Annotated in this window: 14 protein-coding genes; 2 read left to right on the forward strand and 12 right to left on the reverse strand. The window is 72.4% G+C overall.

Annotation, left to right across the window (positions count from 1 at the left end):
- Window positions 1–10: 10 nt before the first annotated feature.
- From AB0D01_RS36575 to AB0D01_RS36620, 10 genes are all read right to left on the reverse strand, one after another.
- Window positions 11–925 (reverse strand): glutamate ABC transporter substrate-binding protein, encoded by a 915-nt coding sequence (locus AB0D01_RS36575; protein WP_363063134.1) that lies wholly within the window; start codon window positions 923–925, stop codon window positions 11–13.
- 13 nt (window positions 926–938) lie between these two features.
- Window positions 939–1,682, reverse strand: a complete 744-nt coding sequence (locus AB0D01_RS36580) for an amino acid ABC transporter ATP-binding protein (RefSeq protein WP_363063136.1) — start codon at window positions 1,680–1,682, stop codon at window positions 939–941.
- A 108-nt stretch (window positions 1,683–1,790) separates the two neighbouring features.
- Window positions 1,791–2,231, reverse strand: a complete 441-nt coding sequence (locus AB0D01_RS36585) for a DUF6278 family protein (RefSeq protein WP_363063138.1) — start codon at window positions 2,229–2,231, stop codon at window positions 1,791–1,793.
- A 75-nt stretch (window positions 2,232–2,306) separates the two neighbouring features.
- Entirely contained in the window at window positions 2,307–3,086 is a 780-nt protein-coding gene (locus AB0D01_RS36590; protein WP_363063140.1) for an exodeoxyribonuclease III, read from the reverse strand.
- Between the two features lie 30 nt (window positions 3,087–3,116).
- The gene (locus AB0D01_RS36595; protein ID WP_363063142.1) at window positions 3,117–3,749 is read right to left on the reverse strand and encodes an MBL fold metallo-hydrolase; all 633 of its coding nucleotides are present in this window, start codon (window positions 3,747–3,749) and stop codon (window positions 3,117–3,119) included.
- 30 nt (window positions 3,750–3,779) lie between these two features.
- The gene (locus tag AB0D01_RS36600) at window positions 3,780–4,370 is read right to left on the reverse strand and encodes a hypothetical protein (RefSeq protein WP_363063144.1); all 591 of its coding nucleotides are present in this window, start codon (window positions 4,368–4,370) and stop codon (window positions 3,780–3,782) included.
- Window positions 4,367–5,527 carry an ROK family glucokinase gene (locus AB0D01_RS36605; protein WP_363063146.1) on the reverse strand — a complete coding sequence of 387 codons (1,161 nt, stop codon included), beginning with the start codon at window positions 5,525–5,527 and terminating at the stop codon, window positions 4,367–4,369. Before AB0D01_RS36605 ends, AB0D01_RS36600 begins: the two co-directional genes overlap by 4 nt.
- A complete protein-coding gene (locus tag AB0D01_RS36610; RefSeq protein ID WP_363063148.1) occupies window positions 5,524–6,414 on the reverse strand; it encodes an ATP-binding cassette domain-containing protein in 891 nt (296 codons plus the stop codon). The genes AB0D01_RS36605 and AB0D01_RS36610 overlap by 4 nt, the downstream gene beginning before the upstream one ends.
- On the reverse strand, window positions 6,414–7,448 hold the full coding sequence (locus tag AB0D01_RS36615; protein ID WP_363063150.1) for an ABC transporter permease: 1,035 nt from the start codon (window positions 7,446–7,448) through the stop codon (window positions 6,414–6,416). Before AB0D01_RS36615 ends, AB0D01_RS36610 begins: the two co-directional genes overlap by 1 nt.
- Window positions 7,445–8,425: a sugar ABC transporter substrate-binding protein gene (locus AB0D01_RS36620; RefSeq protein ID WP_363063152.1), complete on the reverse strand. Its 981-nt coding sequence runs from the start codon at window positions 8,423–8,425 to the stop codon at window positions 7,445–7,447. Before AB0D01_RS36620 ends, AB0D01_RS36615 begins: the two co-directional genes overlap by 4 nt.
- Window positions 8,426–8,608: 183 nt before the next feature.
- Here AB0D01_RS36620 and AB0D01_RS36625 point away from each other — a divergent pair, with 183 nt between their 5' ends.
- Window positions 8,609–9,613: a Gfo/Idh/MocA family oxidoreductase gene (locus AB0D01_RS36625; RefSeq protein ID WP_363063154.1), complete on the forward strand. Its 1,005-nt coding sequence runs from the start codon at window positions 8,609–8,611 to the stop codon at window positions 9,611–9,613.
- 125 nt (window positions 9,614–9,738) lie between these two features.
- On the opposite strand, the gene AB0D01_RS36630 is transcribed toward AB0D01_RS36625, so the two are convergent.
- A complete protein-coding gene (locus tag AB0D01_RS36630) occupies window positions 9,739–10,653 on the reverse strand; it encodes a DMT family transporter (protein ID WP_363063162.1) in 915 nt (304 codons plus the stop codon).
- A gap of 145 nt (window positions 10,654–10,798) precedes the next feature.
- Window positions 10,799–11,416, reverse strand: coding sequence for a dihydrofolate reductase family protein (locus AB0D01_RS36635; RefSeq protein WP_363063156.1), 618 nt, complete (start codon window positions 11,414–11,416; stop codon window positions 10,799–10,801).
- Between the two features lie 183 nt (window positions 11,417–11,599).
- Between AB0D01_RS36635 and AB0D01_RS36640 the strand changes: the two genes are divergently transcribed.
- Window positions 11,600–12,334 (forward strand): 3-oxoacyl-ACP reductase family protein, encoded by a 735-nt coding sequence (locus tag AB0D01_RS36640; protein ID WP_363063158.1) that lies wholly within the window; start codon window positions 11,600–11,602, stop codon window positions 12,332–12,334.
- Window positions 12,335–12,454 lie beyond the last annotated feature (120 nt).

Raw genomic sequence — 12,454 nt, forward strand, 5'->3', positions numbered from 1 at the left:
CGTTCTCCCCTCAGCTCGTCGGGTAGCGGTCGATGGGCGGTGGGGTCGGGGCGGGCACGCCGGAGAGGCCGAGCGTGGCCTCGTAGGCCTTCTTCCAGTCGCCGTTCCTCTCGTGCGCCGCGAGCGCGTCGTCGAGGGCGAAGCGCAGGGCGTCGTCGCCGCGGGGGACGCCGATGCCGTAGGGCTCCTTGGAGAAGGGGGTGCCGACGACCTTGAGTTCCTCGGGGACCTTGGCCGCGTAGCCGAGGAGGATGGAGTCGTCGGTGGAGACGGCGTCGACCTGGTAGGTCAGCAGGTTGTCGACGCAGATCGAGTAGGTGTCGTAGGCGACGAGGACGGCCTTGGGGTACTCGCGCTGGAGCCGCTGGTAGGGCGTGGATCCGGCGGCGGAGCAGACCTTCTTGCCCGCGAGGTCGTCGGGGCCCTTGATGTCCTTCTCGTCGCGGCGCACCAGGAGGGACTGGCCGGCCATGAAGTAGGGGCCGGCGAAGCCGACCTGCTTCTTGCGGTTGTCGTTGATCGTGTAGGTGCCGACGTAGTAGTCGATCTGGCCGTTCTGGAGGGCGGTCTCGCGGTTGGCGGAGGCGATCGTCTTGAACTCGATCTGCTCGGGCCTGAAGCCGAGCGAGGCGGCCATCATCTTGGCGATCTCGATGTCGAAGCCGGAGTAGCGGCCGGCGGCCGGGTCCTTCTCGCCCAGGTACGGCTGGTCCTCCTTGACGCCGACGACGAGCCGGCCGCGCTTCCTGGCCCGCTCCCAGGTGCGGGAATCGGGCAACCGGAAGTCGGTGGCCACCTGGTAGACGGGCAGGTCCTCGGGCTGCGGGCCCTTGACGGGCGGGCTGCCGGGCCGGCCGCAGCCCACCAGGAGGACGGCGGTCAGCAGCGGCAGCAGGACGGTCCTCAGGACGCGGGTGCGCTTCATCTCGGGCCGCCCCTCAGTGCTTGAGGATCTTGGAGAGGAAGTCCCGGGCGCGTTCGCTCTCCGGAGCGGTGAAGAAGGCCTCCGGGGCGCGGTCCTCGACGATCCGGCCGTCCGCCATGAAGACGACGCGGTTGGCGGCGGAGCGGGCGAAGCCCATCTCGTGGGTGACCACGACCATGGTCATGCCCTCGGCCGCGAGCTGCTGCATGACCTCCAGCACCTCGTTGATCATCTCGGGGTCGAGGGCGGAGGTGGGCTCGTCGAAGAGCAGGGCCTTGGGGCTCATGGCGAGGGCGCGGGCGATGGCCACGCGCTGCTGCTGGCCGCCGGAGAGTTGGGCGGGGTACTTCTCGGCCTGGTTCGCGAGGCCGACGCGTTCCAGGAGTTCGCGGGAGCGCTTGTCCGCCTCGTCCTTCCCGCGCTTCCTGACCTTGACCTGGGCGAGGGAGACGTTCGCCAGGACGGTCTTGTGGGCGAAGAGGTTGAAGGACTGGAAGACCATGCCGACCTCGGCGCGCAGCCGGGCCAGTTCCTTGCCCTCGGCGGGCAGGGGGCGGCCGTCGAGGAGGATCGTCCCCGACTCGATGGTCTCCAGGCGGTTGATCGTCCGGCACAGGGTCGACTTCCCGGAGCCGGAGGGGCCGATGATCACCACCACCTCCCCGCGGCCGACGGTGAGGTTGATGTCCTGGAGGACGTGCAAGGTCCCGTAGTGCTTGTTGACGTCCCGCAGCTCGATCAACGGATCGACGGCCATACGCTGCCCTGCCCACTTGTCGGTGTGTCGAGGTCAGCGCAAACTATCCAGCCGTCGGGAGGGCTTCGTCCCGACACGCCCAATCGGTACATAAAGCCGATTTACGGCTCAGCCCTCGGAGGCCTCCGCGTAGGCCTGGCTGAGTTCGGGGGAACCGGTCATCGCCCAGGACACCCCCGACTCGACCACGTTCAGTTCCCGCCCCGACTCCAGCCGGATCACCGGCTGGCCGTTGGGCCAGACCTGCCAGACCGCTCCCGGGATGGTGCGCACGATCACGGTCCCGAGGTAGAAACCGGCGTCGTTGCCGAGCCAGGGCACGGCCTCCGGATCCCGTCGCCAGCGCGGCATCAGCTGGTCGAGGGCCTCCAACGAGGCCGGGGTCTGGTCGAGTTCGAGCCCGGCCGCCCTCGCCTGGGCCCGCAGCATCTCGCACTCGGAGAACAGCTCGGCGACACCCTCGGGGTCGTTCGCGAGGGCGCCGGCGAGCCCCGCACCCCGTTCCGTCTCGTGCCGGTTCAGCCAGTGGGCCAGGAAGGGGATGTTCATACCGACCAGCCTGGCACCAGGATCCCCCGCCGGCCACAGGGCGCGCCTGGTTCGACGGGGATCCGGGGCTGGGCTCTAGAGGTCCAGGTCGACGACGACGGGGGCGTGGTCGGACGCGCCCTTGCCCTTGCGCTCCTCGCGGTCGACGTAGGCGTCCTTGACGGCCTTGGTGAAGGGCTCGTTGCCGTAGACGAGGTCGATGCGCATGCCCTTGTTCTTCGGGAAGGCGAGCATCCGGTAGTCCCAGAAGGTGTACGGGCGGTCGTACTTGAGGGCCCTCGGCATGACGTCGGACAGGCCGGCGCCGCGCAGCGCCTCCAGGGCGGTGCGCTCGGCGGGGGTGACGTGCGTGAGGCCCTCGAAGACCGCCGGGTCGTACACGTCCTCGTCGGTCGGGGCCACGTTGAAGTCGCCGAGGACCGCGAAGGGGCGGGAGCCCGCCGCGTCCTGGGCGATGGCGGTGGTCAGCGCGCCGAACCACTGGAGCTTGTAGCCGTAGTGGTCGTGCTCGACCTCCCGGCCGTTGGGCACGTACACCGACCAGACGCGCACCCCGCCGCAGGTGGCGGAGATCGCGCGGGGTTCCTGCACGCCCTCGTAGTCCGGGCCGTCGGGCAGGCCGAGGACCACGTCCTCCAGGCCGACGCGGGAGAGCAGGGCGACGCCGTTCCACCGGCCGGTGGCGTTGACGGCCGACTCGTAGCCCAGCTCGCGCAGCTGCTCGGTCGGGAACTGCTCCGCCGAGCACTTGGTCTCCTGGACGCACAGGACGTCCGTGCCGGAGCTCTCCAGCCAGGCGAGCAGGCGCGGCAGCCGGGCGGTGATCGAGTTGACGTTGAACGTGGCGATACGCATGTCCACCAACCTACCGCCCGGCACCGACAGTCAGACCGCGGCGCTCTCGCCCGCCCCGAGGCGGTGGTGCGGGGCGCCGCCGAGGCCGCCGAGGGCGTTGTCGTAGATGGGTCGGGCGAGGTCCGCCAGGTAGGCGTCGTGGATGTCGATCGCCTGTCGGGGCTTGACCTCGCGGACGTAGTCGATCACTTCGGCGATCTTGTTCCAGGGGGCGTGCACGGGCAGCATCAGCGTGTCCACCGGGGCGTCCGGCACGGTCAGGGCGTCTCCCGGGTGGAAGAGGGAGCCCTCGACGAGGTAGCCGACGTTGGTGACGCGGGGGATGTCCGGGTGGATCACCGCGTGCAGTTCGCCGTGCACCCGGACCTCGAAGCCCGCGGCGGTGAAGGCGTCGCCGTGTCCCACGGTGTGGACGCGGCCCGGGTAGGCGCCGGCGAGGCGTTCGGCGACGCTGCGCAGGGTCCACAGCCCGGCCGCCGGGTTGGCGTCGAGGGCGGCGCGCAGCCGGCCCTCCTCGAAGTGGTCCGGGTGTTCGTGCGTGACGAGCAGGACGTCCGCGCCGAGACCCGCGTCCGCTTCGCTGAAGGCGCCCGGGTCGATGACGAGCGTGTGCCCGTCCTTCTCCAACTGGACGCAGGAGTGCAGCCGTTTGGTGAGCTTCATGGGCCCAGGGTAGGCGGGGCCCGGCACCGTCTAGGGAATGGCGGTGGACACGACGTAGACGCGGGGGTTGGCCGGGTTGGTGAGGTCGACGGTGACGTCCCGGGTCGGGCGGGGTTCCTTCTGCTCCAGGGTGGTGCCGACCCACTGGTGCTTGGGGCTCCAGCTCCAGCCGGCGACCTTGGCGTCGTGGGCGGACACGGACACGCCGGGGGTCAGCGCCTCCCGGCTGGTGCCGATGTCGGCGAGGAAGGTGTCGAGCTCGGTCGGGGTCACGCCGAACTGCACGTACAGCCGGCTGGTGTGCCAGTTGTTGGTCTCCAGGTACCCGACCAGCGAGGCCATCATCGGGATGGGGACCTCGTAGACGCTGCGCTGCACCTTGGACGGCCATCCGCCGCGCACCTTGACGGCGCCGATCTTGGCGGCCTTGTCGCGGCCGCTCTCGCGGCTCTGCTGCGCGGAGACGGCCAGGTAGCCGGCCGGGACCCCGACGAGGAGCAGGATGATGATCGCGGTGATCCAGCGGCGGCGGACGACGTGCCGGCGGTCCTCGGCGGGGGTCGACGGCGGGCCGTCCGCCTCGGGGGCGGATGCCTGGTGGGGCAGGGAGGGCGGGGTCACTGCTGTTCCTGGTCCTCGGGGGCGGTGGTGCCGCGCCGGCCGAGCTGCGCGTAGCGCTCGTACCGCTCGACGCGTCGGCGCGTGGCGCGGCGGAAGCGGCGGGCGACGAGGCGGGCGAGGTCGGCGGCGCCGACCATGCCGGCCTCGGGGCCGAGCTGGGCCTTGGCGATGCGGGCCTCGGGGCGGTAGCCGCGGCCGGTGAGGTGGCGGCGGAAGGCGTCCCGGGCGGGGCCGATCAAGAGGTCGTCGGCGGCGCTGACGCCACCGCCGATGACGAAGCAGGACGGGTCGAGGGCGGCGGCGAGGTTGGCGATGCCGACGCCGAGCCACTGGCCGATGTCCTGGAGGAGCTCGACGCACATGGCGTCGCCCTCGCGGGCCAGCTCGGTGATGAGCGGGCCGGTGATCTCGTGGACGTTGCCCCCGACCCGGGCGATGATGTTGTACGCGACCGGGGAGTCGGCGGCGGCGAGTTCGCGGGCCTCGCGGACCAGGGCGTTGCCGGAGCTGTACTGCTCCCAGCAGCCGCGGTTGCCGCAGGGGCAGCGGTGCCCGCCGGGTACGACCTGCATGTGCCCGAACTCGCCGGCGACCCCGTAGCGGCCGCGCTTGACCTGGCCGCCCTCCAGGATGGCCCCGCCGATGCCGGTGCCCAGGGTGATCATGACGAGGTGGTCCTCGCCGCGGCCGGCGCCGAAGCGCCACTCGGCCCAGGCGGCGGTGTTGGCGTCGTTGTCGACCATGACGGGGACGGCGAGGCGGGACTGGAGGGCGTCGCGCAGCGGCTCGTCGCGCCAGGCGAGGTGCGGGGCGAACAGCACCCGGGAGCGGTCGGCGTCGACCCAGCCGGCGGCGCCGATGCCCACGGCGTGGACGTCGTGCCGGTCGGAGAGGTCGAGGACCAGCTCGACGATGGTGTCCTCGACGACCTTGGGGCTCTTGGACTTGTCGGGGGTCTCGGTGCGGATCTTCTCCAGGATGACCCCGTCGGCGTCGACGACCCCGGCCATGACCTTGGTGCCGCCGATGTCGATGCCGACCGTGGGGACGCGCGGGGCGGTCAGCAGCGAGCGGCGCTCGCGGGTCCCGACGGTCCGCAGGACGGTGCCTCGCGCCGCCCCCCGGTGGGCGAGCGTGAAGTCCCGGTACGTGCTCATCGAGTCGTGTCGTCCCTGTCGGAGGTGGGTGCGGCCGCGGCCGCGCCGGTGGGGGTGTCCGTCCCCGATTCTGCCACCCGCTCCAGCTCGTGGCTCAGCTCGTCCAGTTCCGAGCCGCCCGCCATCTGCCGGGTGAGCTCGTCGAGGGTGATCGAGTCCCGGGTGTGGCTGCCCGCCATGGTGCCGCGCTTGAGGAGGACGAAACGGTCCCCGACCAGGTGCGCGTGGTGCGGGTTGTGCGTGATGAGGACCACGCCCAGACCGGCGTCGCGTGCGGCGGCCACGTACTTGAGGACCACGCCGGACTGTTTGACGCCGAGGGCGGCGGTGGGCTCGTCCAGGACGAGGACCTTGGCGCCGAAGTAGACGGCGCGGGCGATGGCCACGCACTGGCGCTCGCCGCCGGACAGGGTGCCGATGGGCTGGTCGACGTCGCGCAGGTCGATGCCCATGCGCAGCAGCTCGGCGCGGGTGGTCTCGCGCATGAGGTCCACGTCGAGGCGGCGCAGGGGGCCGCGGCCCTTCGTCGGCTCGGAGCCGAGGAAGAAGTTGCGCCAGACGGGCATGAGGGGGACGACGGCGAGGTCCTGGTAGACGGTGGCGATGCCGCGGTCGAGGGCGGCGCGCGGGTTGGCGAGCACGGTCTCCTCGCCCTCGATCTCGAAGGTGCCCGCGTCGTGCTGGTGCAGCCCGGCGATGATCTTGATGAGGGTGGACTTGCCGGCGCCGTTGTCGCCGAGCACGCAGGTGATCTCGCCCGCGGACACCTCCAGGGAGACCCCCTGGAGGGCGCGGATGTTGCCGTAGTGCTTGCTGACGTCGGTCAGCTTCACGAGGGTGGTGCCGGGCGCGGCGCCGGCGCCCTTCCCGGTGTCGGTCCCGGTCATCACTTGGCCTCCGCCCGCTTGCGCACCCACGCGTTCAGCAGGGTGGCCAGCAGCAGCATCCCGCCGAGGAAGAACTTGAACCAGTCCGGGTTCCACTGGGCGTAGACGATGCCGTTGCTGGTCATGCCGAAGATGAAGGCGCCGACGGCCGAGCCGATCGCGGAGCCGTAGCCGCCGGTCATCAGACAGCCGCCGATCACGGCGGCGATGATGTAGAGGAACTCGTTGCCGACGCCCTCCCCGGACTGGACGACGTCGAAGGAGAAGAGGATGTGCTGCCCGGAGATCCAGGCGCACAGGGCGACGCCCATGTAGAGGCCGATGCGGGTCTTGACGACCGGGACGCCGGTGGCGCGGGCCGCGTCGGCGCCGCCGCCCACCGCGAAGATCCAGTTTCCGGCGCGGGTGCGGAGCAGGATCCAGGTGGCGACGGCGACCAGGGCCAACCACCACAGGATGGTGACCTTGAGGGTGACCGAGCCGACGTTCCACTGCGAGGCGAACAGCGCGCGGGCGGAGGCGAAGCCCTCCATGTCGGCGATGCTCTTGGTGGAGACCGATCCGCTGATCAGCTTGGTGAAGCCGAGGTTCAGTCCGGTCAGCATCAGGAAGGTGCCGAGCGTGATGATGAAGCTGGGCAGTCGGGTGCGGGTCAGCATGAAGCCGTTGAAGAAGCCGATGGCCAGGGTGACCAGCAGCGACACCCCGACGCCCACCCAGACGTTCGCGGTCATCTGGTAGCTGAACATCGAGCTGACCAGCGCCGACGTGGTGACCATGACCCCGGCGGAGAGGTCGAACTCGCCGCCGATCATGAGCAGCGCGACGGGGGCCGCCATGATCCCGATCGTGGAGGCGGAGTAGAGGATCGTGCTCAGGCTGGAGGCCCGCAGGAAGCTGTCGGCGGCGAAGGAGAAGAAGACGAAGACGGCGACGGCCCCGACGACCGCGCCCAGCTCGGGGCGGCCCAGCAGTCTGCGGACGAGCGAGGCCGGGGCGAGGCGTTCGTCGGCGGGGGCGGAGGCGGCGCTCATCGGGTGCCCCGCTTGATGTACTCCTCCAGCTTGCCCGCCTCGGTCCCGGTGACGATCTGCGGGCCGGTCAAGACCGGCCGGCCGCCGCCGAGGACGTCCGCGTTGTAGCGGTTGAGCCACAGCAGGTCCACGGCCTCGTACCCCTGGAGGTAGGGCTGCTGGTCCACCGCGAAGCCCAGCGCCCCGGACTTCAGGTCGCGGGCGACGGACTCGTTCAGGTCGAAGGTGTCCACCTCCGCGGAGCTGCCGGCCGCGCCCTTCGCCTTGACGGCGGTGGGGGCGAAGGGGGCGCCGAGGGTGACGATCGCGTCGACGGAGGGGTCGGCCTGGAGCTTGGCCTGGATGGACGCCTGTACGGAGGGCATGTTGGTGCCCTCGACGTACAGGTTCTCCATCGAGCCGGCGAAGGTCTTCTTCGCCCCGGCGCACCGCTGCTCGTGGCCCACGTTGCCCTGCTCGTGCAGGACGCACACGGCCTTCTTGCGGCCGCGCTTGTTGAGCTCGGTGCCGACGGCCTCGCCGGCGATCCCCTCGTCCTGGCCGATGTGGGTCAGGGCGCCGTACTCGGCCGACTGGGCCGATCCGGAGTTGACGGTGACCACCGGGATGCCGGCCTTCACGGCCTTGCCGATGACGTCCTTGAGGGCGTCGGGCTTGGCGAGGCTGACGATGAGCCCGTCGACCTTCTGGTCGATCGCGTTCTGCACGAACTGCGCCTGCTGCTGCGCCTGGTCGTCGTGGGAGTAGACGAAGTTGATGTTGTCCTTCGCCGCGGCCTCCTTGGCGCCCTTCTGCACGATGTCCCAGAAGGTGTCGCCATCGCCCGCGTGGGTGACCATCGCGAAGGTCCAGCGCGGCGTGGACACCGCGGGTCGGCCCGCCTCGGCGGCCCGCGCCCGCTCCTCGGCGCGCTTGCCGCCCGTGCTGCTGCAACCCGCGAGGGAGGCTCCCAGTACCGCCGCGAGCACCGCGCCCACGACGCGTACCCCTGTCCGAACCCTAGCCACGTCCCCGTGCCCTTCCCTCGTGCGTCATCACTGCGTCATCAATCGGTCATTACGGTTCCAGCCGCCCAGTATCCGCCACAGTGGACCATGAGGGGCCATCGGGGCGTGCGCGGGCGGATTGACAGGTCCCCCGTACGGGGTCACGTTGAGTGCATGCGCATCGGGATCGTGGGAACCGGCCGGATCGGCTCGTTCCACGCGGCCGCCCTGGCCCGCCACCCCGACGCCGGTTCGCTGCTGCTGGCCGACGCCGACCCCGGGCGGGCCGCACGGCTCGCGGACCGGCTCGGTGCCACCGCCGCGCCCTCCGTCGACCAGGTGTTCACCTGGGGCGTGGACGCGGTGGTCATCGCCACCGCGACCGCGGCGCACGCGGAGCTGGTCGTCCGGGCGGTGCGCGGCGGGTTGCCGGTGTTCTGCGAGAAGCCCGTGGCCCCCGACCTGGCCCGCACCCTGGCGGTGCTGCGCGAGGTGGCCGCCGTCGGGGGGACGCTCCAGCTCGGCTTCATGCGGCGGTTCGACGCCGGGTACGCCACCGCGCGGGAGCTGGTCCGCTCCGGGGCGCTGGGCCGGCTGCACACCGTACGGACCACGACGTCCGATCCGACGCCGCCGCCCGCCGCCTACCTGGCGACCTCGGGCGGCCTGTACCGCGACTGCCTGGTGCACGACTTCGACATGGTCCGCTGGGTGACCGGGCGGGAGGTGGACGAGGTGTACGCGACCGGCGCGGACGGGGGCCTCGCGGCGTTCCGGGACAGCGGGGACGTGCACACGGCGGCGGCCCTGCTCACGCTGGACGACGGGACGCTGGTCTCCAGCACCGCGACCCGGTGCAACGGCGCGGGGTACGACGTGCGCATGGAGCTGTCCGGGGAGCTCGACCAGGTCTCCTCCGGGCTCGACGACCGCACGCCGATCGCCTCCACCGAACCGCACGGCCCTCCCCCGGCGAGCAAGCCGTGGTCCGGTTTCCTGGAGCGGTTCGGGCCCGCCTACGAGGCCGAGCTGGCGGCCTTCGTCCGGCTGGTGCGCGGCGAGGGGCCCAACCCCTGCGACGGCCGGGAGGCGCTGGCCGCGTTCCGGGTGGCGGAGGCGTGCGAGCTCTCGCGGCGGGAGCGGCGCCCCGTGCGGCCGGCGGAGCTGCCGGACCTCTGAGGGGGCGGTGCGGACCATGGGGGCCACCGTAGGCCCGGCGCTCGGGCGGGCAGCAGCCGATTGTCGGCCAATCGGACCACCGGGCGGCGGCGCGGCGCCGGACGCGCGCGGCCCGGGGCCGGGGGTCAGGCCGCGGCGCGGCGGCCCCAGGCCGTGCCGACGAGGACGAACGCGGCCCCCGCGAGGCCGAGGGCGCCCAGGCGCTCCCCGCCGATGGCGATGGCGGCGGCGGCCGCCCACAGGGGTTCGGTGCCCAGCAGCAGGCTGACGCGGGAGGGCGAGGTGCGGCGTACGGCCCACATCTGCACGAAGAAGGCGAACAGGGTGCAGAAGAGGGTGAGGAAGGCGAGCCCGGCCCACTCGGCGGGGCCGAAGTCCGCCGCCGCCCGCCAGGGGGTGGCCCCGGTGCCGGGCAGGGCCGCGAGGAGCGCGAAGACCAGCACGGCGCCGCCGAACTGGACGGTGGTCAAGGAGAGCGCGTCGGCGTCCTGGACGGCCTTGATCCGGGCCATCAGGAGCACGTGCAGGGTGCGGGCGAGGGCGGCGCCGAGGATCAGCAGGTCGCCCGCGCCGGGCGCGGTGAAGCCGGCGCCCTGGGTGAGCAGCACCACCCCCGCGACGGAGAGGGCGGCGGCGCCGAGGAAGGCGGGGCGGGGCGCGGTGCGCCGGACGGCGGACTCGGCGAGCGGGGTGAAGATCATGGTCAGGCTGATGATCAGCCCGGCGTTGGTGGCCGAGGTGTGCACGACCCCGTAGGTCTCCAGCAGGAAGATCCCGCCGAGTACGAGGCCCAGCGCGCCCGCGCCGCGCACCTGGGCGGGGGTGAGCGCGCGCAGCCGGCGGCGGCCGACGACGACGAGGACGGGCAGGACCAGGGCGAAGCGCAGGACGAGGACGGCGATCACCGTGTGGGTGGTGGTGATGCCCTTGGCGGCGAGGTAGCTGGCGCCCCAGACGACGGCGACGAGCAGGACGGGCAGGTCCGCGAGCCAGGCTCGGCGGGGGGCGTGCGCGGGGGCGGTGACGGCGAGGGTGGACACCGGGGCGGCTCCGGCCACGAGAAGGGGGTGGAGACGACGGTGGCTCGCACGGGTGCGGGCCCACCGTAGCCGAGTCGATCTTCCCGGTCGACCCCTTTCCGCCCGCCCCCGCCGGCTCTCCGCCCGCCCCCGCCGGCCCGGTCGGCTACGCGCCGATCGTGCCGAAGGTCGCGCGGCCCGCGGGCCGGTAGGTGTGGATGGCCGCGCCGCCGCCGGTGGTGCGGGAGTGCGTCAGCTCGTAGGCCGTCGGCAGACCGCCGACGGGGAACAGCCGGCGGCCCGCGCCGAGGAAGACGGGGAAGGTCAGCAGGTTCAGTTCCTCGACCAGGTCCCGCGCCAGCAGCCACTGCGCGAGCAGGGCGCTGCCGTGCACCTGGAGCTCGCCGTCGGTGGCGTCCTTGGCCCGGACCACCTCCGCCTGGAGGTGTTCCCCGTCGATGACGGTGGTGCCGGCCCAGGCGGGTTCCTTGAGGGTGGTGGAGGCCACGTACTTCGGCAGCGCGTTCAGCCGGCTCGCGATCGGGTCGGCGGGGTCGGTCTGCGCCGGCCAGTACCCGGCGAAGATCTCGTAGGTCCGGCGGCCCAGGAGGAAGGCCCCGGCCCGGTCGAAGACCTCGGTCATGAACTCCCCCATGCCCTCGTCGGCGAAGGGGGTCAACCAGCCGCCGTACTCGAACCCGCCGTCGGTGTCCTCCTGCGGCCCGCCGGGGGCCTGTACGACGCCGTCGAGGGTCAGGAAGGTGGTCAGGGTCAGCTTTCCCATGGCTCAGCGCTCCTTGGATCGTTGCGTTCCGATTACCCCGTGCACCCGTTCAGACTCCCGGGCCGCCCGGTACTCATCGGCGCGGCGCGCGTGAACGCCCCGTCCGATTCCCGCCGGCGCGGCCCTCCCCGCCCCCGTTTCATTGAAGCCGCAACGACTTGTTGGTGGATTCGGGGAGGAAACATGAACGACCGGACAGTGGCCCTGGTGACCGGAGGCAGCCGCGGCATCGGGGCGGCGACGGCGCTGCGCCTGGCCGAGGACGGCTTCGACGTCGCCCTCACCTACACGGACGGCGAGGAGGCGGCGAACGGGGTCGTCGGGAGGATCGAGGCCCTCGGCCGCAGGGGCCTGGCCGTACGCGCCGACGCGGGCGACCCCGCGCGGGCCGCGGCCTGCGTCGAGGAGACCGTACGGACCCTGGGCCGGCTCGACGTCCTGGTCAACAACGCGGGGATCGGCGTGCTCGGCCCGCTGGAGGAGCTCGACCCGCGCGACGTGGACCGGGTGCTGGACGTCAACGTGCGGGGGGTCTTCCTGACCACCCGGGCGGCGGCCGCGCACCTGGGCCCCGGCGGACGGATCGTGACCATCGGCAGCTGCATGGCGCTGCGCGTCGCGGGGCCCGGCGGGACCCTCTACACGATGAGCAAGGCGGCGCTGGCCGGTCTGACCCGGGCCCTGGCCCGGGAGCTGGGCGGGCGCGGGATCACCGCGAACCTGGTCCTCCCCGGCCCGGTCGACACCGACATGAACCCGGCCGACGGACCGCACGCGGACGCGCAGCGGGCCCTGACGGCGCTCGGCCGCTTCGGCACCCCCGCGGAGGTCGCCGCGCTGGTGTCCTTCCTCGCCGGGCCGGAGGCCGGCTTCGTCACGGGCGCGGAGCTCTCGGTCGACGGAGGGCACGCCGCGTAGCGGGAGGAACGCCTGCGGGGCGGGACCCGCTCCTCGCTGACCCATCCGTGGATCAGGGCCGCGTCGGCGGCGGGGTCGACGGGGGCGATGGTGACCGTGCCGAAACCCTCGACGAGGTGT

Source organism: Streptomyces sp. NPDC048606 (assembly GCF_040650855.1).
GTDB lineage: Bacteria > Actinomycetota > Actinomycetes > Streptomycetales > Streptomycetaceae > Streptomyces.